We start from the raw sequence: 22,951 nt of genomic DNA, 5'->3' as shown, positions 1-22,951 counted from the left end.
TCAATTAAGTCTTCTACACAAAGGATATGCTAAGAATACATATGATTACTATCATTTGAGTTCATCCCTGAATAATTGTGGGTGTTTTTCCAATGGGCTACTGACCTGAACTTCGATCTGTAAAGCAAGATGTGGATTCAAACATCAGTAATCGGATAGAGAGAAAACCGGTTCGTATACTATGTACCGGACAAGGCGTGATTGTGTGAATTTACCGTAGGTGTACCCATCAATGAAAGTATCATTTACCTGGTCTTATTTCTCGTCTAAGCATATCTCTTGGAATTGTTGGAGTTACTGATATCATGGCAATTTTGTTCATTTTCATAAATGTAAGTGGTAATGCGTGAGGCATCACTTGTGCCCGACTGACCATTCGTGGTCGTAGCACACTGGGAGTTCATCGAGATCGAGGATAGTCGCAATTTGTGCTGGTGTAACGCTCCCCTCATCGACAGCTAACTGCATCAGCTGTTCGACCGCGCCAGTCGGGACGGCATCACACCCAGCCATCTGGATATAGTACTCGGCTGCTGTGTCGATGGCTTTACTCTTGGTGCGTTCACCAGTGGCGTCGACGAGGTGTTCTAGGCGACGCTCCCGGCCTTCGTTCATGTGAATTCGCATCCTGTTTTTGCACATGCTCCCTGGAATCCTAGCTGTTTCGACTAACTCAACCGGATATAGTATATAAAGAGAGGCCTGGTAGCCAGCGTGATCAGGGCGATTTCGCCGGTGGTCCTCAGCGATCACCGATCAAATTGCACATGGGGTGACCGGTCAGTATGTGCAAAACCGGGCGAGGGAAAATATCGACGTGCAACCGCCGGCTGTTGCACTGATATGGGTTTTTGAGCATCCACAGAACTCAATTCTTCCCAGTTTGTTACTGGTACTCATCGGGGGTTCCGGACATCCACCGAGTAGTAACCTTTCGGGATAACTTACATTAAGATGGGAAAAAGCACATGATACGCTGGTCTCATATATCGAAAATATGGCTAGTCTGATTATCGTTAATTAATTAACTATCTGGTTTTAGGGTTGTCACCATGGCAATACAGCAACTTAGAATATATGATATATTAGTGGATATTTTGCCTGGAATAATGTTTCTGCTTTTGCTGTTCCCAGTCACTACTGATACATCATTAGACAATATTCCTGATAGTCTGACCTCTGGAGCCGTCGCAGCCATTGTACTTGTAATATTTGGGTTGATTGTTGGACGAGGAATTCACTTTATAACTGGTAAGATCAATCAAATATTGCACACAAATATCGGGCTTCTTTTCGGAGTACTGATGTTACAAATATCATTATTGTTACTTGTGTCACAGGGGTTGCTACTAGTTTCCTCACCTTTACGCGACACTGAGTCTATTTCCGAGGTCTTCCTTTCATCACCAAGTCCTCAACCGCCGACACCAGAAGCTCTTATACTGTATTTGTTTTCACTGGCTTTCAGCATTTATGTGCTGTTCAGTCTTCAACTACCGATGATTAAACTCCTCCACGGACTCATATTGAATGTGATTCCAATAAATACCGAACAAGAGGGCCAAGATGATATAATAGAAGTGCTATATGCCGATGAAGATTCCTTTCAACCTGTACTTTTCAGCGACATAGACCATTTCAAATTTAGGCATCTTTACAAATTCTTGCCTGCTGAATATCCGGATGAAAATATTGATGAATGGTTTAAGAAAGGGAACACAAACATCACAAATCCATCTACTGAACTGGCCGGTCATTGTGAATCAACCATCTCGTCAAACATAAAAGAAGAAATAGAAAGTAAGGTAGATTTAGACATATATCAGACATCACTTCCAAACGGAAAACCTGACTTCAACTGGGTTCGTTACTTAGGGTATTCAAAACTCTTTGGTGAGCAGACTTTATATGGTCGATATAATATACTAACAACCTTTTCTAGGAACATTTCGTTCTCGCTTTGGGCGCCTTTTTTCATATTTTCATTAGTGAATATATTAGCGATATTAACAACATACACACCTACGATGAGATGGACTGATTGGACACTAGAACAAAGATACTTGCTTACATCGCTATTGTTATTCCTGGCTGTGACTTTTTCTGCACAGGTTAGTAGATTCTCAAAATTCAGAAATAGGCACTTTGTTATTGATTTCCATGAGAAACTCAAATCTGAGGATTAATTCCAACATCGTATTGTGGACACAACTGTTTATTTAGAACCCTGCGAAAAATATAGTAGAAGAAGTTGAGATTGTACGGCCAATTTGTGAGTGGATTGTGGAACCAATTCAACCTCTGTAACAAGATAGAGTAACTGAGAATGTTGAACTGGTTTTTTCCTATGACTAGACGAGAATGACGTAGGTTTCTTTGAAAACTAACCGGCTATAAAAGGTCCCAAGAATAATTAACTGCTTGAAATGAAATCCATTCCTACGTCTGTTATCCACCACGCTCGCCCCTGTCCAATCTTCTTACTCTCTACCAAGCCTCGATCTTCGAGATCCTGGAGTCGTTGATATGTTCCCTGCTCGCCAATCGTGAGTTGATCTGCAATCTCTGGGGCAGAGAGTACCGGATCTGTGGCATCAGCGATAATGGTTAGTATTTTATCATCACTCACAGTCGGTTTTCGGCCGCCCATAGGATAAGTAGTTGCGGGTGGCGTGTATAAGTTGACATGCATCAATACTTACCCTGGCACTATTAACTTCCCCAAAAGTATTAACTTCTCTGGGGAAATTGTATGCTCTCACGGAAGCTACATGCGGACCTCTACCAAGCAGGTCTGATCGCAAGAAGCGGACCCGATGTTGCAGCATCGGCCCGCCGTGGCTCCCGTATCCAAGCTACGGAAGCATGACTATCTTCAAATCCGCGGGACAAAAGCATCCCGCACGAAAGCGTCACGAATCGCTGTCGAAATTCCTTCTCACGGGTATCTGGAACCTGCCCCCGGTAGGGCTGAATCACTTCGCAAAGGTAGCTTCCGAAGACGGTTACCACCTACTGTGGGTGTGGCGGTGAGCGGGAATGAGCGACAATCTTGATCCGCTCGAACCGGAGGCAGCGATGGATTTGTACCTCGATACTCGACGAGGGGAACTTCGGCCGAAGACGTTCCGGTCACAACGCTATCGGCTAACAGCGTTCGTCCGGTGGTGCCGCGCCGAAGGCATCACTAACATGAACGACGTCGACGGTCGGACTCTCCACGCGTTCCGCGTCGCCCGTCGTGATGGATTCGAGGACTATGATCAGCACTACATGGACGATTACGCCGAGGTGGGACAGCAGACTCTCTACAACCATTTGTCCACGCTTCGTGTCTTCCTCCGTTTCGTTTCGAAGGTCGATGCAGTACCAGAGAGCTTGCCGTCGAAGATTATTCTGCCGACCGTCAGCGAAGACGAACAGGTAAGCGACACCACGCTCGACCCGGCCCGTGCCGATAGTATTCTCCACTATCTGGACCGCTATCACTACGCCAGCCGGAAGCACGTCATCTTGCTGTTGCTGTGGCACACTGGCTGCCGTGCTGGTGGTATTCGTGCATTGGATCTGGAAGACGTAGATCTCGACGGCACTCACCCGAGAGTTGACGGCCCAGCTGTGAATTTCGTTCACCGACCGGAAACCGATACCCCACTGAAGAACGGGGAACGTGGCGAGCGGTGGAACGGGATTTCCGAGTACGTCGCTGAAGTTCTCCACGACTACATCAACGGTCCACGGAACGACATCGAGGATTCCTACGGGCGTGATCCGCTTCTGACGACGAGACAGGGCCGGCCGCGTGTCTCCACGATTCGGAACACGATGTACGCGATTACAAGGCCCTGTTGGTACGGTGAAGAGTGCCCCCATGACCGGGAGATCGACTCCTGCGAGGCAGCACCGTACAAGATGGCGACGAAGTGCCCGTCGTCCCGGTCACCACACGATGCGCGGAGTGGATCGTTGACTCGCTATCTGCTACAGGATACGCCGCGCGACGTGGTTCAGGATCGGATGAACGTCTCGGACAAAGTTCTTGACCGCCACTACGACCGGCGGACCCTACGCGAGAAGATGGAACAGCGCCGCAAGTACCTGCCTGATCAGTAACCCATGAGCGAAGACATCAACCTACGAAGCCGCAACTACCACGTAAGCATCCCGACCCGCCCCAACCCACTGATTTTGCGCCGAACAACTCGTGAGGTTCACATCTGTCCTTGGACAGATTGCACCTAGAGGACGAGCGGTAGCGAACTCCTCGCGGTTCAAATCCTCACTAACGACGGCCTCATCTCTCAGTCACAGCTCCGCGACGAGCCGAGCGTCCTTTCTCTGCCGAACGTGGCAGAACCGCTTTTCCAAACCCGTAGCACAAGAACGTGTCTCACGACGAATCGCGTTTGCTGAACTGGTCTGCCCTGATACGAACGTGAGATTGAAGATAGCTACGTGTCTCTGAAAAACTGTAAGAAACAGAAAATGAGTTCGAAAAAACTCGCGAAGAGTGTCCTTTCTGACGGGGCGGACGAGCAGGCAACTCTGCGACGGGAACGTGACTTCTGGCGGCAACTGTTCGACACGGTCGTTGCAGCGTTTCCAGAGCCGGTAGTCGTCGTCGACGAGAGCGGTTGTATTACGCACTGGAACGAGGGAATGGCGGACATCATCGGGCGGGAAAAGCAGGACGTGATCGGCAAGCCGGCGTACGACGTCATCGGAACCGACGGCGAGACGGAAACGCTCGCCGAGACGGTCGTCAGAACGGGTGAGTCCATTCGGGAAGACGAGATCAGGACCGGGACGGGGACGACGGGGGAGACGTGGCACGTCCGGGCGGCGGGGTTCCCGTTGACTGCCGATGACGGCACAGTCGTCGGCGCCTTCGAGGTCGCGTCTCGGGTCACGGAACTCGTCGAACAGCGGTTGATGGTCGAGGAACTGCAGGAGCAGATGGCCGAGGAGGTCGAATCTGCAGTCGCCGATCTACAGACGTCGTCGGAAACCGTGGCGACGAGCTCCGAGCAGATAAGTTCGGTGAGCCGAGAACAGGCCCAGGATCTCGACGAGATCAGCGACGAGATCGCGACGTTCAGCGCGACGATCGAAGAAATCGCGTCGAGTGCGGAGGAGGTCAGCGCGACGAGCGACGAGGCGCGCCGATTAGCCGAGGCGTCCCAGGAGTCCGGGCAAACGGTCCTCGATATCACCCAGAAAGTGGCCCAAGCGGGTGAAAACGTCGGGATGAGCACGCAGGACCTCACCGCCAAACTCGACGAAATCGATCAGATCGTCGACGTGATCACCGAGATCGCAGAGCAGACGAACCTCCTCGCGTTGAACGCGAACATCGAGGCGGCCCGGGCCGATCAGGACGGTGAAGGGTTCGCCGTCGTCGCAGACGAAATCAAACAGCTCGCAGAGCAGTCGAAACAGGAAGTCGACGAGATCGAGCAGATCGTGTCGGAACTGCGGGACAACGCCGCCGACGTGACTGACAACGTCCAAACGGCGAACACACACGTCGAGTCCGCCGTCGGACACGTCGAGACGCTCGTGGAGAACCAGGTCGCGATCGTCGACGCCATCCAGGAAACGACGTCCGGTATCGACGAGATCGCCGACGCGACGGACGAGCAGGCCGCCAGCGCAGAGGAACTCGCCAGTATGGTCGACACGGCTGTCGAACGTGCCAAGACAGTCGCAACCGAGGTGGAAGACGTCGCAGCGGCAAACGAGGAACAGACAGCGATGGTCGACGAGATCCACGCGAGCGTGTCGCGGGTGAAAACGCAACTGGACTCGAAGTCCAGCTAACTCCCGCCCGCCTCGGCACGCGTTGTCCTACTATCCCCAGAACGTCACTTTGTGACCTGCCCGGTCCGAGCGAACCTGGAATTGTGATTTGAATGATAACTCGAGTGTGCGGAACACGAGTTGCTACTGAGGTTCTTTCGGAGTGTGACGGACCCGACAAAACTGATTCGGGTAGTTATCAAAAGTAACTTTCCGATATTCTGGTACAGGAGTCAGATACGATAATTTGGCCGAAAAAATCATAGGCGATAATTCTGTCTGTGGGTTCATGGTCAACACTGAGTATCCGCGAGATTGGCGGTCTCGCAGACGGGAGGTGTTCGAACAGGACGGGTACACGTGCCAGAATTGTGAACGGAAAGGCGGTGAAAAGGGCGACGCCGAACTGCTGGCCTATCACCTGGTCCCGCTCGACGCCGGGGGCTCTCACGATACTGCGAATCTGCTCACCGTGTGTCGGCAGTGTAAGCGACGACTCACCGAGGCGGCCGATGCTTCGGCCGAGGGGGCTGCCGAGGACTCGATGGTCGATCCGATCGAGTCACTGCAGGACCTCCAACGGGCGATCGCGTACGTGGACAAGATCGAAAGCCTGGTGTCGAAATACGCGAATCAGGTGCTCGGCGACGGTGACGTCGACGAGGGAGAGATCGTCAGGAACAGCGAGAGCTTTCTCATCGACGCGCGGGACGCGAAAAACCACATTCTCACGGCCAAGCTAATGTTCGCGAACCTGCATCTCGAGGCCGACACCCAGGCGAAGCGCGACGCGATCGCGCACCTGTCCGAGGAGGTTCTGGGTCTCCTGCGATACGAACTGGAGATCGTGGGCTACTTCCAGGACTACATCAACGTCCTGACGACGGTGAAGTGTCCGAAATGCGGCTACGACGCCGATCAGGACTCGAAGCTCTGCGGTGAGTGCAGTCGCGAACTTCCCGTGTTCTGGGAGTGTCTCCAGTGCCGAACGGACGTCGACGAACTCGACGAGGACTACTGCTCTGCCTGCGGGAACGAACTGCCGGAACTCCCGCCGGAACAGCAGCGGGAACTCGAATCCGTCCAGGAAGCAACCGCGGCGACGCTGACGGAGTGGCAGTCGCAGTTGGAGACGGTGCTGACCGTCGTCGAAACCGAAGTCGTTCCGGCACATAAAAACTGATCGCGCCGGGCTGGCGTCTTGCTCCTCTCGGACCACTCGCCCCTCGATGGCTCAGCTGACGATCTCTTCGATCGAGGCGTGCCCGAAACACACCGTCGTCCCGCGCATCGCGAACCGGTCACAGCCGTCCTCGCTACAGGGTTGCTGGGTGGGCAGACACATGTCTGTGTGGGTTGTCCCCAGGACACATGACTGTGTCGGCCGTTCCGACCCGAGCAGTTGCGGAACGGTAGCCGATCCGGGATCGGCGGCCGTCCGGCGCGGGCTAGTATCGGAGACGAATGGCCTGGGGGCGGGTGGCGTTGGCGCGTTCGACCAGCCGCTCCACGCGGTCGTCAGTCCCGGGGTGGGTCGAAAAGATACGCCCCAGTCCGTTGTCCTCGTCCCCGCGCGTGTACAGCGGGGAGAGCAGTCCCCAGTCGGGATTGCTGATCCGATCGATCTTCGAGAGTGCACGGGCGAGCGCCAGTGGTCTGCCGGTCACCTCGGCGGCCCGGTCGTCGGCAGCGAACTCGCGACGGCGCGAGTGGGCGCGAATCAGTAGCGTCAGCACGAGAAAGACGAGCGCGACGCCGTTGTGGACGAACAGCTGGAACTGCCCGAACAGTCCCTTCGACCACTCGGCGGGCCGGCCGCGTATCCAGGCCATCGCCCGGGCGACCCCAGTGACGAACAGCAAGAGCGGCAGGAACGCGAACGTGACGAACCCCACGACCGTCCGCATCGCGCTGTAGGCCATCGTCTGGACGAGGCTGTCGCGGCTCTCCAGGTGGGCGAACTCGTGGGCGAGGATCGCCAGCAGCTCCTCGTCGGTGAGAAAGCGAAACAACGCCCGATCGAGCACGACGACGCCGTTCCCGGCGCTCCCCAGGGCGAGCGCGTTGGGCAACGACATCTCGGCGACCAGGAGCCGCGGGGAGTCGACGTCCATCTCCGCCGCCAACTGGTCGACGCGGTCGTAGAGCCCCGGCGCTTCGCGTCGCGGAATCTCCACGGCGTCCAGACTCGACAGGATCCGAGCCGTGCCGAACTGATAGCTCAGATACCCGAAGACGACCGTCATCCCCGCGACGACGAGGACGGTCGTCCCCAGCGGGGGACGATTGGCCCAGAACGTCGCCAGGAGCGCGTACGTGAGCCAGGCAGCCAGGCCGTAGAACGCGAGCAGGGAGAGGCCGACGAGTCCCATCAGCAGGCGCAGTCCGAACCGACCCATACGCGGACATTGGCCGACGCCGCTCAAAGGCGTGTCGTCCCCCACAGCGGGCTCGTCGGTCGGCGCCCGACGGCGCGGCACCGACGTCGCTCGCCCCAAGATTGAAAAGGTCCGATGGGATAACTCCCCTCGTGCCGAACGTCGAAGTCTCGCTTCCACAGGACGTGTACGCACAGTTCGAACGGCTCGTCGACGAGGAGTTCGTCACTGAAGAGGAGGCCGTCGAGGAGTTGCTCTCCGCGGGACTGGACGCCTACACGCGTGACACTTCCGCAGACAATCCCGCGACGGACATGGCCGACGAGTTCGCCGACGACATGTGGGACACCGCCGAGGACCCGGCCGGTCGCGGTCCCGACGAGGACTTCCTCTAGGACCTCCCTGGCCTTCGGAGTCGGACCTGCCAGTGGCAACACTGGGGCCTCGCAGTGCCCGATCGCCGCCCGCAGTCACGCCGCTGCGTCGGCCTCGGCCGGACCGGCGTACTCCACGTCGTCGAGGCCGCTCGCTGCCAGAATCTCTGCGATTCGGTCCTCGCCAACTTCGGTGGCCGTCGCGTCGTCCGACGCCTCGACGGTCACGGACAGCGTCACCTCGATGTGGACGCGATACGGATCGAACGGGCCGGAGGGGAACTCGTAGACGTCCGTCGCTTCGACGTCGAGCGCGGCGATCGCGTCCGCACCCGCTTCGGTCAGTTGTTCGCGGACGTCGTCGGCCGCCGTCGATTTTGCGACGCCGGTACTCGCCGCGTTTGCAGTGCCGACAGACTCGATCTCGCGCCGGACCGTGTAGAGAGACATCGCCGCCTGCGTGTCGGCCCTCGAAGGATAAATACTTGTGGCGCAGTTCGAGGGCCGGGACCGCCCCCGGGCCACCACACGCATTTCCACCTGGCCGTGGAACTCCGGCCGTGACTCGCTACCTCCTCTACGGTGGCAAAGGCGGGGTCGGTAAGACGACGTGTGCGGCGGCGACTGCCGTGGGTCTCGCCCGCGACGGCCAGGAGACGCTCGTGGTCTCGACGGACCCGGCCCACTCGCTGTCGGACTCGTTCGAGCGAGACGTGGGGGCGGAGCCGACGCGGCTCGCCGACCACCTCTGGGCCGTCGAGATCGATCCCGAGGCACGCATGGACGAGTACGAGGACCTGTTCGCGACGTTGTTCGACGAGTTCGCCGACGTCGGCGTCCGCGTCGAGGACGAACAGATCGAAGACGTGTTCGCCGCTGGGCTCGCGCCCGGGAGCGACGAGGTCGCGGCCCTCGACACGCTCGTCGAGTACGCCGCCAGCGACCGCTGGGACGTCGTCGTCCTCGACACGGCCCCGACCGGGCACACGCTCAGACTGCTCGATATGCCCAGTGTGGTCGGCGCGACCGCCCGCACGGCGATGTCGATCCGCAGCCAGGTTCGCCGCATCGCCGACTCGACCAAGCGCATGGTCCTCGGGCCGGCCTACTACATGACCAGCCGAGAGGCAGAGACACAGGACCGCTTCGCCGACCTCCAGGAACGGATGGAGCGCGTGGCCGCGATCCTTCGCGACCCCGACCGAACCGAGTTCCGGGTCGTCCTCGTTCCCGAGCGCATGGCGCTAGCCGAAACCGAACGGCTGGTCGAGCAACTCGACGCCTTCGAGATTCCCGTCGACGGCCTCGTCGTGAACAAAGTAGTCGTGGACCCCGCGCCCGACTGCCAGCGCTGTCAGGCCAGACACGAGTCACAGCAGGCGATCATCGCGGAGACTCGCGAGCGGTTTCCGGACCACGAGGTCAGCGTCCTGCCCGAACGCGAGACCGACGTCCGCGGAATGGCGGCGCTCGGGGACGTGGCCGACTGGCTCGCCGACTGAGACTCGTCAGGACTCCCGGACGTGCGTCTCGTCGTCGCCCGCCGGCGAGTGCTCGCTGTCCGGGAGCGGGACGACGGCGTCGGAGCGGAGCCACGCGTGGGGGTTCCCGCGCTCACAGACGACGTACTCACCGTTCGAAACTTCGTATGCGGTCCAGGTCGGTGCCGCGTCCGAACGTTCGCTCATGGCGCTCGCCTGTCTCTTCGGCGTCGGGGACATCAACGCCGTCGACCGTTCCCACGCTGTGAAAACCTGCACTGCGAGCGCCCGTGGGCGGTCAGGCCGCCTGATACACCGTTTCGAGGGCGGTTTCGTATCTCGCGGGGACGCCGGACCTGAACTCCCTGGCCAGGTCGCGCGCCCGTCGGAGGTGTTCGCGGGCGCGCTCGAACGCGTTGCGTCCGGCCTCGTCGTCGCCCTGCTCGCGATACTCCTCGCCCGCCCTCACGGCCTGTTCGGCCGCCCGCTCGTGTGCGTTCAGACAGTTCTGAACGAGCCACTCGATCTGAAAGCGAAGTGCCGCCGGATCGCCGTCGAACCGGTCGTCGCGGTGGAGAATCCCGTGCACGTCGTGACACACGTCGATTGCCGTCCGCCAGCGCTCCGGTGCCGGTTCGTCGGCCTGGATCGCTTCCGCACAGGCGTTCATCGCGCGCAAGAGCGGTTCGGTCCGTATCTCCTCGACGGCTTTCGAGACGTCCGTCAGTTCCGATCGTAACTTCTCGGCGTCGCGATTCTGGCTCGCCGCGGCGAGGTCGACGGCGCGCTCGTACTGGGACTTCGCCGTGGTGTACGCGTCGAGCGCTGCCTCGTAGTCGTCCTCGCCTCGCGCGTCAGTCGCAGTCTCGGCGAGCTGTCGGCCCCGGAGGCGGTGGCCCCGAATCTCCGTCAGCGTGAGCCGGGTCTCGAGCTGGTCGATCCGACGCTCCATCGCGCGGGTGCCGGACTCGAACGCTTCTGCGACCTCGCTGGCCTGGTCGAGCAACTCCTGAGTCCGGCGATACGCGTCGGCTGCGGCCCGTGGATCGCCCGCTTCGATGGTGGACTCGATCGTCGAGAGGTGGTCTCTGGCCTTTTCGAGTCGCCGATCGACCGCGACCCAGTAGGCGATCGCTCGCTCGACGTACGCCTCGACCTCGTCCAGGGCCTCACGGCCGCTCAGCACGAAGTGATACGTGTCGCTGGTTCGGGCCGTGATCGTCAGTCGGCTCTTGAACACGCCGGTCTTGGTCTCGATCGAGCGGATCTCCGTGTACGGCAGGGAGACCTCGCGATTGCGGCCGCCCCGCTCGTCGTTTCCACCGACGACCAACAGCACTCGCTCGTTGGTAACGGCTGCAACGGCCTGGTAGTCCTCGCCCGGGGTGACGACCGCTGTCTCGCCGCCCCGTTCGTGTTTGATGCCCTTCGTCTCGTTCGAGAGCACGAACGCCGGGCGTTCGGACCCCTCGAAGTAGTCGGTCAGTCGTTTGCCTCGCAGGTACCCCCCCGACGACCCCGCGTCGGACCCGGATCGCAGTATCTGCTCGGCGTCCAAGCGTCCCCCCATACACTACACGTCGTATTTCTCACTTGTTGCTCCTCCATAATGAATCGCTCGACCGTTCACGCTCGGAAACCGCCGGTGCTCGTCGCGCTACTCGCCCAGTCGTCCGGCGGTCAGCGCCTCCTCGACGAGCCGATCGATCTCCACCTGTATCGACTCGATGGCTGCCTGCCGGTCTTGTCCGTCGTGGGACTCGCCAACGAGTTCGTGGGCCTCCATCGAGAGGGCTGCCAGTCGCCGACTGGTCTCCGTGTCCGGCCAGCCCGGGAGGTGGAGCTCCGAGACGACGGACTTCGAGAGACTGGCTTTCCCGTTCGACGAGATGTCCCGGAGCGTGCGCTGGTAGGGCGCGGAGTTCAACAGGGCACAGAGGAAGTGCGCGGTCTCACGGTGGTCCGTGGCGACGAACATGTAGTGGTCGCCGGGGATCACCGGTTGCTCTCCCAGATCGGGGTCCTGGCGCGTCGAGAGCACCGCGAAGTCCGGTTTGAATCCCAGCCGACACCAGGCGACCTTGTAGTCGGCCCACGTGTACTCCCCGAGACCGAACACCGAGTAAAAGGGGCCCTTGTCCAGCCACGACGACGACCGATCGAGCAAGGTCTCGCGATGGGCTGCGAGGTAGTCGTAGGTCTCCGGACAGGTCTCCCGGAGCCACGATTCGTTGTCCTCGCCCGCCTTCTCGGCCGGGACCAGGCGCAGGTCGTGCCCGGTCAGCCCGTACTTCCGCACGTGCCGCGACTTGACGTACGGATACACCAGGTCGGGCTCCAGTTCGTCCAGCACAGCCCGGTCGAGCCCGAACACGGCGTTCGCGTCGTCTTTGAGCCCGTGTCTGATGTCGTGGGCGCACTCGCCGAGTGCCGCGCGCTCCGCGTCGGCCCGAATCCAGGCCGTGGTCGCGTCGTCGGGGTCGAGCGGCCGCAACTCCGTCCGCTGTCGCGTCGCCGTCTCGCGCAGCGTCGACCCCGTCCCGTAGTCCGTGGACGCCCCGTCCGTCGACCGCCAGACCGTCGTCTCGATGGGGAACGAAGAGTCGGAATCGGCCGCGAACCGGTATAGCGCCGCGTTCGCGCCCACCTCGGGGAACGGCTCCAGGCCGGCGAAGTCGTGGACGTGTTCGACCGACAGGGACCGGTCGCCGACCTGGAGGCGGCGCAGGACGGCCCCCGCGGCGCCGCGCATGATGTCCCGTTTGAGGACGAAACTCGCCGTTCCGTCCCGGCGCAGGTACCGGTGCAGACAGACCCAGACGAACGGCACCGCGATGTCGTCGTTGTTGTGTCCCAGCCGTGCCACCACGCCCTCGTGTGGCTGCAGTCCTAACTCGTCCACGTACCGCTCGCGCAAGCGGGTCTTGAGTTCGCTGGGCAACCGCTCCCAGGGGACCCAGGGTGGGTTTCCTACGAGGGCATCGAACTTTCCGGTCGCCATCTCGCCGCTGACACGGGGGTCGTCTTCCCGCACCAGTCCGAGCGCGTCGGTCAGGAACACCGGGACTTCGATCTCGTCGACCGCAGGCGACGCCAGGTCGTCGAACAGGGTCGCGCAGTACGCGAGCTTCGCGCTCTTGACGGCCACCGGGTTCAGGTCGATGCCGACGACGGAACTGACGACGGCGTCGAGTCGTTCCTGGGGCGACTCGTCCGCGAGCGCCGTGAGCTTGCGGTCGAGACAGGCGGTCAGGAAGACGCCCGAGCCACAGCCCGGATCGAGGACCGTGGTTTCGGGGTCGTCGACGTCGAGTCCCTCGACGGCCAGGTCGGCGACGCCCCTGGGCGTGTAGTACTCGCCGAGGGCGAGGCGGACTTCTCGCGGGACGACCCGTTGGTAGAGGTCACGGAGCGCGTCGGGGCCGAGACGCCGGAGCGTCGCCTCGTCGACTGCTGCTCGCACTCGGTCGCGGCCGCGCTCCGGCGGCAGGATGCGGTCGTGGAGCGGCCCGAGGGCGACCGACAGCGCGTCGGTGTTCGTGCGCGGGTCGCGGTTACGGAGCGTGACGCCAGCGGTGCCTTCGAGGGCATCGAGCAGGGAGTCGACGAGAAAGTCGAAGTAGCAGGCTCGGACGAACACGCGATCGATGGTCTCGGCGTCGGGGGCGACGTCGCTCTCGGGGAGGGTCACGTCGGCGACCACGTCGCCGTGACACGCGCGAACGTACTCGGCCCAGGTGGCTCTGGCGTCGGCAACTGGTCCGTCTGCCGCCAGTCGGTCGTGTGCGTTCGCCACGTACTGGTGTGCGAGGTCGTCCGTCAGATCCGAGAGCAGTGCCCCCATGTCGCTGCCCGGTGTTCACTCGCCCCCGACATATAACTCCCGTCACGTCGCCTCCCGCTGGCTATTAGGGCGTGGCCCGCGTCTGTACGCGTCACCGATGACTGCGACCTTCGAGTTGTTCCGAGACGACGCGGACGAGTGGCGATGGCGGCTTCGACACGCGAACGGGAACATCATCGCCGACAGCGGCGAGGGATACACGACGAAGGCGAACGCCAAGAAGGGGATCCGGAGCGTCAAGGCCAACGCGCCCGACGCGGCGGTCGAAGAGCTCGAGTAGGGCCAGCGCACAGTGTCGTCGGTCCCGGTTTCTCACCGTCCGTGGAGTTCGACGTCGCCTGGCTCGCGGGGATGCCTCGTGGTCGATTCGTGGAGGCCGATCGAGTTCGTACCGCTGGAGGAAAGTGATGCGGATGAGGCGCGGCCTACACGTCCGTCGTCGCGAATCCCGCGGCGTCGAGAGCTTCGTCGAGGCGCTCCCCGTCGAGTAGCTTCACGTTGTGCTCTCGGGCGAGCGACCGGGCGCGCTCGGTGAACGACCCGTTCGTGACGACGACTACCACGTCGGCGTCGCCGTCGGCGTCGCGAACTGCGACTGCCGACTCGACGACTGACTGGTCGCACTCGCCGTCCGGTGACCGCTCCTCGACGACCAGCAACTGCTTCTCGGGGATCGGAGCCTCTCTGGTTGCGACGACGTCGACCACTCCCTCTCGATCGTGAGTGGTCTCCCAGTCTCGTTCCGTCCAGAGACGGGTGACGCGGTCGCGGACCGACGGCTCGTCGGTCTCGTCGTCGTCCGGAGCGGCATCGTCTGCGTCGTCGGTTCCGACGCGGTCGAGGTCTGCGTCGAGCTCTCGCTTCGCGGCCGCCAACTCGGCGGTCAGTCCGGGCTTGAGTTCCTCGGCGACTGTCAGTGCCGCGTCGACGTGTTCTCTCGCGGCCGTGAGTTCCTCGCGCGCCTGATCGAACTGCCCGGCGTCGCTGTACCAGTTGCCAGCGCGCCAGTGCTTGTCGGCGAGTTCTCGGCGCGCGCCCACGAGTTCGTCGACGACCGCCTCGATCGTCGTGCGGATCTCGTCGCTGTCACCGGCGAACCGCTGCGTGTCGTTGCCCCAGTCCAGGACCAGCGCGGACTGGTACTTCTCCAGGGCGTCCGCGAGCAGGTCGACTCTCGTGGATAGCTCCGTGGCGGCGGTGGCCTCCTCGAAGGTCTCCTCGGCGCGCTGGAGCGGTGACTTCGACAGGCGATCGATGCTCTGGGTCACCTGGTCTGCCCGCGCCCGGATGTCGTCGGCCACCGAGAGATCGCGTTCCCTGGCGAGGTCTAACGCTCGCTCGTACTGGTTTCGCGCCGCCAGGTACGCGTCGTACGCGTCGTTGTACTGCTCCTGGCGCCACAGGCGCTCGGCCGACGCCACGTCCGCTTTCGCGCGGGAGACGTGAATGTTGAGGGCGCCCTCGTCGAGACGCTGCTCCGTGAGCTGGATGCGTTCCCAGATGGCGTCCGCCCGGTCCTCGGTGAGTTCCGTGGCCTTTCGCTGGGCCTCTTCGACGTACTCGCGTGCGTTCTTGGCCGCCTCGCGTGCCGCCTCGTGGTCGCGCTCGGACGTGTGGTCGCTGATCGCGGCGATGTGCTTCCGGGCGTGTTGTAACTGGCTCTCGACGCGCGACCAGACGACCGCCGCCCGTTCCAGGTACTCCGCTGCCGACCTGAGGTCGACGCTACTGCGGACGTAGAACCGCCAGCGGACGCCGCTGGTCGTCCACACGTCGACGCTCTTTTTCAACACGCCCCGGTTCGTCTTGACGTCCTCGATCTCGGTGTACGGGACGCCGAACATCTCGTCACCGTCGTCACAGCCCCCGACGACGAACAACACCCTCGTGTCCGTCACCGCGGCGATCGCCCGGTAGTCGTCGCCCGGCGTGAACGCCGTACTGTCGTCGTCTGTCTCCCTGCGGACGCCCTTTTTCTTGTTCGATAGCAGGTGAGAAACCCGCTCTGACTCCCCCAGGTACTCGATGAGCGGTTTGTCCCGCAGGTACCCACTGGCGAATACGCCACCGCTGCCCGTCCCTGTGAGCAGTTCCTCGTCGCTGATTGCGTCGTCGTCGTGGGAAGCGAGCATGGCGGGTTCGTACTGAGTACTGTCACTCACTGCATATGAGTCATGCGGCCAGCTGTTGCTCAGTTTGAATCTCTTCGACCTCGCGTCGTCTGAACGACGCCGGTCTCACTGCCATCGTCTGCCGGAGTGCAGACGCGCGTCTGACTGAGTTTTAGGTGATTGCTGCCGAAACCGTCTGGCAGTTCACAATGTCAGGGCTCAAGATCGACATGCCGGACGAGTTACGACGGACAGCGACGGAAGCAGGCGAGGCGACTACCGAGCGTGGTCGAGAGGCCGCCGCTCGCCACGAGGGTGCGGTGGCGCATCCGGCTGGGCGGAAAAGCGAGACGTCGACGCCGCGGGTCGTCCGCTGGCACCGTGCCTGGGCGGGCGAGTCGAGCGTTTAGTTCCCGATCAGGTGATCGGCGATGCGCTGGGCACCGACGCTCGCACCGAGGTCCGGATTGTCGGCGGCCACTGCCTCGACGTCGCGGTTCAGCTCTTCGCTGAGTCGGTTCTCGAACTCGTCGACGATGCCCGGGATGCAGGCCATCCCGCCCGTGAGGACGATGGGCTGGTCGAGCGCGAGCTGGTAGACCTTGATGTGGTCGTTGGCCAGTTCCGGGAGGAAGCTGTTGGCGATCTCGTCGACGGCGTCGTCCAGGTACTGGTTGCAGGCGTCCATGACGCTACGCTCGATGGTGAACTCGTGGGCGCCGCCGCCCGGCTGCTGGATGATGTCCGTGAACGGCTCGAAGTCGACGAAGTCCGCGTGCTGTTCCTTGTACTCGCGCGCGGTCGTCGTGTCGATGTTGACGCGACCCTGGGTCTCGCCCTCGACGTTGTTCGCGATCATCCGGTCGACCTCGTTCCCGGTGACCGCACCCGTCGCGAAGGGGTTGAGCTGCTCGCCGCGACGGTACGCGGCTGCCTCCAGGTTCGTCGATCCCATGTTGACCGACACGAAGATCTCGCCGATGGCTTCCAGGCCGTCGCCCATCGCCGGAATCGCGCCACAGAGCGACTCGGGGTAGCTCTCGACCGTGCGCTGGCCGATGGCGCTCTCCTGGATGACGGCTTCGAGGTTGTCCAGGCCGCGCTCGTTCTCGATGGTCGGGATCGCGTACACGACGACGCTGTCCTCCGGAACGTCGTTCTCTTCGAGCACCGTGTTGAAGAACTTCTTCGTCAGCTCTGCCCGGTCGTCGTCCTCGGGCAGCCCGGACCGGAGCATGAACTGGACCCGGTCGGGGTACTGCGTCGCAGCTTCCTCGCCGTAGAGGACCTGTTCCTCGCCGGTGAGCGGATCGTCGTACGTCGCCAGACAGGTCAGCGTCCGAATGATGCGTACGTCGCCCGACTCTTCCGGGATCGCGATGACCGTCCGCGTACTCCCGAGCTTGACACCGACCGGAACCGGTCCGTCGCTCGCTGCGTCCGCCTCGACGTCCTGGGTTTCGGTCTCTTCTTCGACACGTTCCTCGGCCTCCGTCTCGGCCGGGTCTTCGCTCTCAGTCGCCGCCTCGTCGTCGTCCGCATCCGCTTCCTCGCTCATGACGGCCGTCGCTACTCGCGGCTCTGATATATAATCTACTCCTTGTCTTCAAAATTGATAAAGAAAGCGGCAGAACCCGTCCCCGTCCCCGACTTTTCGGTATGTCAGAGCATCGAGACGAGGCGCGCAACGTACACCAGACTGAGCTTGTGGCTGTCGATGTCGCCGTCCTGAACGGTGTTCGCGTCGGGCTCGTTGATCCCGACCAGGTAGTCGTTGAGCGTCGTCTGGATGTCCTCTGTGATCCAGCCGACCGACTCGTAGTACTGCAGTGCTTCGTTGGCGCCCTGGTAGCCGAAGTCCTCCAGGAGGAAATCCAGCCACTCGAAGACGACGATCTCGGCCGCGTAGTTCTCCGGCAGCGCGTCGAGATACGGTTTCGCCAGCTCGTCCTCGCCGGCTTCGAGGGGGAGCAGTTCCCGGTGAATATCGGAGTCGAACTGCTCCTGCAGGAGACCCTCCGGAGCGCCGAGTTCTGGTTCGGGTGTTCCCCAGCCGTCCAGTTCGGGCGGTTCTGCTCCGTCGTCTTCGTCGCTCGCCGGCGGGCTTCGTGGACCCTCGCTCTGACCGCGGGCCATCTTCCGAAGTTCGTCGAGGTCGTAATCACGTGGGTTGATGGTCATATTTTCTAGTGTTCACCCATTCTTGCTACTCTATGTTAAATGTTGCACCCCGTTCATGTCTCTGTTACGTGTGCTCTGGTCCTCGATTTTCGACGCGTCAGCCGGACGGCTGACTCCTGACTCGCGTGCGTCTGACCCGTGCGTCTGTTTCGGTTGCGAACCGACGATCGCTTTGCCCGGGTGAGACGCGAGCGGACCGAAGCCCCGTGACCGATCCACTGAGGGTTCATTCTCCCTGGTCAGTCGCGGCTTCCTGTCGTGGGCTCACCCACTCAGCAACAACGGGACCAGCAGAACGCCCATCAGCGTTGCCCGCCGCGCTCCGAACCGCGGCGGGATCGACCCCACTACCGTCGCGACGGCAAAGACGGCGACACCGAGCGCTCCTGCAAGCACGAACGACAGGACGACGAGCAGTCCCAGGACTGCCACTGACAGCCGGGTGTACTCGACGCGGCCGACCACCTGCAGATAGCGGTCGCCGAGGGCCAGCACCAGCAGGAACCCAACGATGGCCGCCAGCGCGACGCTCGCGAGCAGGAGCGGGAGCGCGAGCGGGACGCCCGCCTCCTCGACGGCGACCAACACGCCGGTTCGCGGCGACCCGAGCGCCTGGAGCGCGAACAGCGCGAAGATGGCGTTGGCCGTGTTCACGCCGCTGGTCGTGACCACGAACCCGCGTGCGCCGTACCGATACGGGACTGCCAGGAGCGCCCCCGTCGCCGCGATGGCGCTCGAGACACCGGGGACGAACCCGACGATCGCACCGGACAGCGTTCCCACCAGCGCCAGCCCGCCGACGGCCGATCGGGAGAGCGCGACCGTCGCATTGTCTTGCGTCGGGACGCCACCGCCTCCGATCGCCTCCAGCAGCACGGGCGCGCCGAACAACCCCGCGAAGAGCGGGGCGAGCATCCCGCCAGCCGCGAGTCCACCTGACTGCAGGTCGAGCGTCGCCATTCCCAGGACACCGCTTGCCACCAGCGCGAGCGCGGCGCCGACCGTCGCCCGGTAGCTCGATTCCGTCGTCACGAGCACGACCGCGACGCCGGCCAGCACGGCCGACAGGTGGTCGCGGAGCGTCGGATAGATCGCTGTCACGGCCTCGGTGACGGGCACCGCGAGCGGCACCGCGAACACGACTGCGAGCCCACTCCCCAGTGCCGACAACCGCAGTGCTTCCCGACCGCGGCCCGCCAGGACGAGTTCGTGCCCCGGGAGGGCCGAGGCGGCCATCGCGGGATCGGGAACCCCCAGCGCCAGGGTCGGAACTACGTCCAGGAACGTGTGGACCGTCCCCGCCGCGAGCATCGCTGCCCCCACGTACCGGGGCGGCCCCGGAATCGCGTTCGCGCCCGCCGCAAGGAGGAGCGCCATGTTGTTGGCGTGCAGGCCCGGTATCAGGCCGCTGACGGTCCCCAGTGCGATGCCGCCGAGCACGAACGTCAGCGCCGTCGCGGTCGCTTCCGGCGCGACTGCGACCCGGACGCCGAAGACCGTTCCCACCATCGAGCGGAGCTGGTCCCGGTTTCGGATAAAAACGTTCGCGCCGCTCAGTCGCCGGCTGGCGTCTCGGTCCCCGGCTGTTCGAGACCGGTGATCTCGAACCGCGCGCCCGCGTCGACGCTGTCGGTGACCGTGATCGACCAGCCGTGGGCGGTGACGACGTCGGTGACGATCGAGAGTCCCAGTCCGGTCCCGTCGGGACTCGTCGTGTAGCCGCGTTCGAGCACGTCGTCTTTCTCGCTGTCCGGGATGCCCGGGCCGTCGTCTGCCACGAAGAACCCTGTTTCGCCCTCTCGCTGGACGTTCCCGACGGTGACCGTCACGTCGTCCAGTCCGTGTTCCAGCGAATTGCGGTAGAGGTTCTCGAAGACGGTGAGCAACCGGGCTCTGTCGGCCTCGACGGTCCGATTACAGGTCACCGTCAGGCTTGCGGTCCGAGTCGAGACGTTCTCCCAGGCCGTCCGTGCGACCGCTTCGACGAGGACCGGCTCGGTGTCGGTGATCGCTTTCCCCTGTCGCGCCAACGTCAACGCGTCGTCGATGATGCTCGCCATCCGCTCGTGTGCGTCCCGTACGTCCACGAGGTGGTCTCGCTCGACCGTCACCGACTCGGTGTCGTCGGCGTCGACCAGCATCAGTTCGGTCCGGCCGGCGGCGACGGACAGCGGATTCCGGAGGTCGTGGGAGACGATGCTCGCGAACTCGTCGAGGCGTTCGTTCTGGTGTTCGAGCTGCGTCTTCTGCGTCTCGAGCGTCTCTTTCTGTCGCTGGAGCTGCTCCTCGCGTTCCTTCTGGTCCGTAATGTCGTGGAGGAGGATGACGTGGGCCGTCGATGCAGCGTCCCCCTCGGTCAGTGCCGAGATGCGCACGTCGTAACAGCGCATGCCGCTGTCGCTTTCGACCCAGATCTGATCGTGAACCGTCTCGACCGGCGTCTCGCCCTGGAGGATCGGCAGGAGTTCGTCCCCGTCGAGGACCTGGTTCAGTCTCGTGATGTCCGTGAGGTGCTTGCCGATGGGCCGTTCGGTCCCGATCATGAACTTCGCCGTCGCGTTGATGTCGACGACCCTGTCGTCGGGGTCCAGGACGACGATCCCATTGTCGACCTCCTGCATGACGAAATCCCGAGCGAGCGGGATCGTGCTGTCAAGTCGAGACCGAAACAGCGAGAGCGCACGGTCGACCGGCAGCCGCCGAGCGAACGTGACGCTCGTGGTCCCGAGCAGGAGAAGGCTCCCGACTCCCAGATACGTCAGCGGGAGCAGGGTGAAGTGCGGAAACGGGCTCACTCGCGTCACCGACGCGACCGTCGCCAGAACGGTGAGGATCGCCGTCATCCAGATGACGAAACTGAGCTTTCTGTAGACGTTTCTCGACCGGAGGAGCTTCCGGAACAGCAGGACGGTGTACGTGGCACAGATCGCGTACGACCCGGCGATCGTCGCGTACATCGCCGGGCCCCACGTGTACCGGAGCGTTCCGGACGCGACCCAGCTGTCCGCGACGACGAGTCCGTGCGTTCCGTTCGTGAGGCTGAAGCCGAAAACTGCGACTGGAAACAGCGACACGAGGGCGCGTCGACCTCGCGTGAGCCACTCGGCGCGTCCGCAAAAGTGCAGCGTAAAGAAGAACGTCGCCACGACGCTGAGGGGAATCGTCGGGATGAACAGCAGGAACCAGTACAGTTTCGCCTCGTAGCTGACGCTGGCGAACGTCAAGAGCGTGAACAGCGCCCACAGTCCGAACGCGACCTGGATCACCACCGCCCACAGTTCGGCTTCGCCGTCGCGCTGTCGCCACGCAACCACTGCACTGACCGCACACAGAACGACGGCGAGGGCGAGCGGAACCGTTACGGGCGTGTATTGAAACTGCATCGGTCTGAGCGCCGCCGAACGTGTCTGATTGTCATCCAGGCTGGCTTAACTCTCTCGTTCGAGTTTCACAGTTGATAATTTGGGCGCGGATCGGCCAACAGCGGTCGGTTCGACCGGTGTGAAGCGGCTCACGCTGGTTCCTTTCGGGCGTGACAATCTTCATGGGTCGAGACTGAGATGTCACGGTATGGCAGACGTGCGATTCCCGATCGGAGTGCCGGACCTGGATCGCCTCCTCGGCGGCGGCGTGACGGCGGGCGAGTCGATTCTGACGCTCGGCGACCCGGGTGCCGGGCATCGAACCTTCCTGTACACGGCCGCGATGGTGCACGGCGCCTGGCAGTCGGGGCTGAGCAGTTCGAGCTGGAGTACGGCAGCCTGACGGCCGAGATGACTGAGCCCGACACGGTCCACTACGTCTCGCTCACGATGAGCGAAGACCGGTTTCGACAGGAACTGCGGCACACGCTCGGCGAGGACTGGGTCGAGGCGGGACTCGCCGGCATCGAGTTCACCAGCTTCGCCGACGGCTACACCTCGCTGGCGCCGCTGAACGGCCACGACGCGGGTCGCTACCGCGAGTTCTTCGATCGGATCAACGACTTCTTCGAGCGGGAGGTCGGCCGGGACGTCGTCTTCTTCGACAGCCTCTCCAATCTCGTCCCGATCGTCCACAAGTTCGCCTCCTGGGAAGACATGTGGCTGGTGCTGGATCTGCGCCGCATCCTGAACCACCGCGACGGGACCGTGACGATAACCCACGCCGACGTCGGTGCGCTCACCGACCGCGGGTACGGATTCACGACCGCGATGTTCGACGCCATCCTGCGATTCTCGTGGGAGAGCGCCGGCACGCAGCGCTACCGCGTGTTGACCGTCGAGAAGTTCCGCGAGCTGATGGCGCGAGCCGGCGAGGACGTCTGGCGGAAGTTCGACATCTCGCTCGATCCGAACGGCGTCGGGATTCACTCGATCAAGAAGATCCCGGCAAGATAGCGCTGCTGCTCGTCGGCGTGAATAAAGTGGAGAATTGAGGGTGTGGCTGCGTTAGCCGAAGAGTTCGCCGAGGCCCTCGCCGTCGGCCTCGTCGTCCTCGTCGTCGCCGTCGTCTTCTGCTTCGGCTTCTGCTTCTTCCTCGGCCTCGTCGTCGTCACCCTCTTCGAGTTCGCCCTCGGCTGCGCCGCCCGCGGGGGCAGCTGCGCCGCCAGCCGGCACGGCTGCGGCCTGTTCGACGGCTTCCTCGATGTCGACGTCCTCGAGTGCCGCGACGAGGGCCTTGACGCGGGATTCCTCCACGTCGACCTCTGCGGCGTCGAGCACGTTCGTCAGGTTGTCTTCGTTGATCTCTGCGCCCGTCTCGTTCAGGATGAGTGCTGCGTAAACGTATTCCATGGTTGGTA

At 62.2% G+C, this 22,951-nt stretch carries 22 protein-coding genes and 1 pseudogene; 10 read left to right on the top strand and 13 right to left on the bottom strand.

Features of this window, described 5'->3' with window-relative positions; translation table 11 throughout:
- Positions 1-354: 354 nt before the first annotated feature.
- On the bottom strand, positions 355-615 hold the full coding sequence (locus MU553_RS08955; RefSeq protein ID WP_247377900.1) for a hypothetical protein: 261 nt from the start codon (positions 613-615) through the stop codon (positions 355-357).
- A gap of 437 nt (positions 616-1,052) precedes the next feature.
- Between MU553_RS08955 and MU553_RS08950 the strand changes: the two genes are divergently transcribed.
- Complete coding sequence (locus MU553_RS08950; protein ID WP_247377897.1) at positions 1,053-2,186, top strand: hypothetical protein; 1,134 nt, start codon at positions 1,053-1,055, stop codon at positions 2,184-2,186.
- A gap of 227 nt (positions 2,187-2,413) precedes the next feature.
- Here the strand turns inward: MU553_RS08950 and MU553_RS08945 are convergent, their stop codons facing one another.
- Positions 2,414-2,629 carry a winged-helix domain-containing protein gene (locus MU553_RS08945; protein ID WP_247377894.1) on the bottom strand — a complete coding sequence of 72 codons (216 nt, stop codon included), beginning with the start codon at positions 2,627-2,629 and terminating at the stop codon, positions 2,414-2,416.
- Positions 2,630-3,039: 410 nt separating this feature from the next.
- Here MU553_RS08945 and MU553_RS08940 point away from each other — a divergent pair, with 410 nt between their 5' ends.
- The 3 genes from MU553_RS08940 to MU553_RS08930 all read left to right on the top strand — a co-directional run bounded on the left by MU553_RS08940 (position 3,040) and on the right by MU553_RS08930 (position 6,982).
- The gene (locus MU553_RS08940; protein ID WP_247377892.1) at positions 3,040-4,113 is read left to right on the top strand and encodes a tyrosine-type recombinase/integrase; all 1,074 of its coding nucleotides are present in this window, start codon (positions 3,040-3,042) and stop codon (positions 4,111-4,113) included.
- Between the two features lie 372 nt (positions 4,114-4,485).
- Complete coding sequence (locus tag MU553_RS08935; protein WP_247377888.1) at positions 4,486-5,820, top strand: methyl-accepting chemotaxis protein; 1,335 nt, start codon at positions 4,486-4,488, stop codon at positions 5,818-5,820.
- A gap of 268 nt (positions 5,821-6,088) precedes the next feature.
- Positions 6,089-6,982 carry a double zinc ribbon domain-containing protein gene (locus MU553_RS08930; protein ID WP_247377887.1) on the top strand — a complete coding sequence of 298 codons (894 nt, stop codon included), beginning with the start codon at positions 6,089-6,091 and terminating at the stop codon, positions 6,980-6,982.
- 265 nt (positions 6,983-7,247) lie between these two features.
- Here the strand turns inward: MU553_RS08930 and MU553_RS08925 are convergent, their stop codons facing one another.
- Entirely contained in the window at positions 7,248-8,198 is a 951-nt protein-coding gene (locus tag MU553_RS08925) for a M48 family metallopeptidase (protein ID WP_247377885.1), read from the bottom strand.
- A gap of 131 nt (positions 8,199-8,329) precedes the next feature.
- Here MU553_RS08925 and MU553_RS08920 point away from each other — a divergent pair, with 131 nt between their 5' ends.
- Positions 8,330-8,572 (top strand): DUF7120 family protein, encoded by a 243-nt coding sequence (locus MU553_RS08920; protein WP_247377883.1) that lies wholly within the window; start codon positions 8,330-8,332, stop codon positions 8,570-8,572.
- Between the two features lie 75 nt (positions 8,573-8,647).
- On the opposite strand, the gene MU553_RS08915 is transcribed toward MU553_RS08920, so the two are convergent.
- Complete coding sequence (locus tag MU553_RS08915) at positions 8,648-9,001, bottom strand: hypothetical protein (protein ID WP_247377880.1); 354 nt, start codon at positions 8,999-9,001, stop codon at positions 8,648-8,650.
- A 110-nt stretch (positions 9,002-9,111) separates the two neighbouring features.
- On the opposite strand from MU553_RS08915, the gene MU553_RS08910 reads away from it, so the two are divergent.
- On the top strand, positions 9,112-10,053 hold the full coding sequence (locus MU553_RS08910) for an ArsA family ATPase (protein ID WP_247377878.1): 942 nt from the start codon (positions 9,112-9,114) through the stop codon (positions 10,051-10,053).
- A gap of 6 nt (positions 10,054-10,059) precedes the next feature.
- On the opposite strand, the gene MU553_RS08905 is transcribed toward MU553_RS08910, so the two are convergent.
- The 3 genes from MU553_RS08905 to MU553_RS08895 all read right to left on the bottom strand — a co-directional run bounded on the left by MU553_RS08905 (position 10,060) and on the right by MU553_RS08895 (position 13,876).
- Entirely contained in the window at positions 10,060-10,272 is a 213-nt protein-coding gene (locus MU553_RS08905; protein ID WP_247377876.1) for a DUF7331 family protein, read from the bottom strand.
- A 58-nt stretch (positions 10,273-10,330) separates the two neighbouring features.
- Complete coding sequence (locus MU553_RS08900) at positions 10,331-11,602, bottom strand: PH domain-containing protein (protein ID WP_247377869.1); 1,272 nt, start codon at positions 11,600-11,602, stop codon at positions 10,331-10,333.
- Between the two features lie 87 nt (positions 11,603-11,689).
- The gene (locus MU553_RS08895; RefSeq protein ID WP_247377867.1) at positions 11,690-13,876 is read right to left on the bottom strand and encodes an N-6 DNA methylase; all 2,187 of its coding nucleotides are present in this window, start codon (positions 13,874-13,876) and stop codon (positions 11,690-11,692) included.
- A 103-nt stretch (positions 13,877-13,979) separates the two neighbouring features.
- Here MU553_RS08895 and MU553_RS08890 point away from each other — a divergent pair.
- A pseudogene (locus tag MU553_RS08890) lies at positions 13,980-14,156 on the top strand (HVO_2922 family protein); the annotation flags it as partial.
- 145 nt (positions 14,157-14,301) lie between these two features.
- On the opposite strand, the gene MU553_RS08885 reads toward MU553_RS08890, so the two are convergent.
- Positions 14,302-16,038 carry a restriction endonuclease gene (locus tag MU553_RS08885; RefSeq protein ID WP_247377865.1) on the bottom strand — a complete coding sequence of 579 codons (1,737 nt, stop codon included), beginning with the start codon at positions 16,036-16,038 and terminating at the stop codon, positions 14,302-14,304.
- Between the two features lie 158 nt (positions 16,039-16,196).
- Here MU553_RS08885 and MU553_RS08880 point away from each other — a divergent pair, with 158 nt between their 5' ends.
- A complete protein-coding gene (locus MU553_RS08880; protein WP_247377864.1) occupies positions 16,197-16,397 on the top strand; it encodes a hypothetical protein in 201 nt (66 codons plus the stop codon).
- On the opposite strand, the gene MU553_RS08875 is transcribed toward MU553_RS08880, so the two are convergent.
- The 4 genes from MU553_RS08875 to MU553_RS08860 form a co-directional block, all read right to left on the bottom strand.
- Positions 16,394-17,545: an actin-like salactin gene (locus tag MU553_RS08875; protein WP_247377862.1), complete on the bottom strand. Its 1,152-nt coding sequence runs from the start codon at positions 17,543-17,545 to the stop codon at positions 16,394-16,396. The two genes, MU553_RS08880 and MU553_RS08875, sit on opposite strands and share 4 nt — an antisense overlap.
- Before the next feature lie 104 nt (positions 17,546-17,649).
- A complete protein-coding gene (locus tag MU553_RS08870; RefSeq protein WP_247377860.1) occupies positions 17,650-18,168 on the bottom strand; it encodes a FlaD/FlaE family flagellar protein in 519 nt (172 codons plus the stop codon).
- A 264-nt stretch (positions 18,169-18,432) separates the two neighbouring features.
- On the bottom strand, positions 18,433-19,677 hold the full coding sequence (locus MU553_RS08865; RefSeq protein ID WP_247377858.1) for a tripartite tricarboxylate transporter permease: 1,245 nt from the start codon (positions 19,675-19,677) through the stop codon (positions 18,433-18,435).
- A 44-nt stretch (positions 19,678-19,721) separates the two neighbouring features.
- Positions 19,722-21,551, bottom strand: a complete 1,830-nt coding sequence (locus MU553_RS08860; RefSeq protein ID WP_247377856.1) for a histidine kinase N-terminal 7TM domain-containing protein — start codon at positions 21,549-21,551, stop codon at positions 19,722-19,724.
- A gap of 187 nt (positions 21,552-21,738) precedes the next feature.
- On the opposite strand from MU553_RS08860, the gene MU553_RS08855 reads away from it, so the two are divergent.
- Positions 21,739-21,933, top strand: a complete 195-nt coding sequence (locus MU553_RS08855; RefSeq protein WP_247377855.1) for a hypothetical protein — start codon at positions 21,739-21,741, stop codon at positions 21,931-21,933.
- An 8-nt stretch (positions 21,934-21,941) separates the two neighbouring features.
- Positions 21,942-22,547 (top strand): RAD55 family ATPase, encoded by a 606-nt coding sequence (locus MU553_RS08850; RefSeq protein ID WP_247377852.1) that lies wholly within the window; start codon positions 21,942-21,944, stop codon positions 22,545-22,547.
- Positions 22,548-22,598: 51 nt separating this feature from the next.
- Here the strand turns inward: MU553_RS08850 and rpl12p are convergent, their stop codons facing one another.
- Complete coding sequence (gene rpl12p / locus MU553_RS08845; RefSeq protein ID WP_247377851.1) at positions 22,599-22,943, bottom strand: 50S ribosomal protein P1; 345 nt, start codon at positions 22,941-22,943, stop codon at positions 22,599-22,601.
- Positions 22,944-22,951: the final 8 nt, after the last annotated feature.

This window comes from Halorientalis brevis, assembly GCF_023077655.1.
Note: the sequence above shows the minus strand (reverse complement) of the source record. Positions and strands in the feature narration are given on the sequence as shown.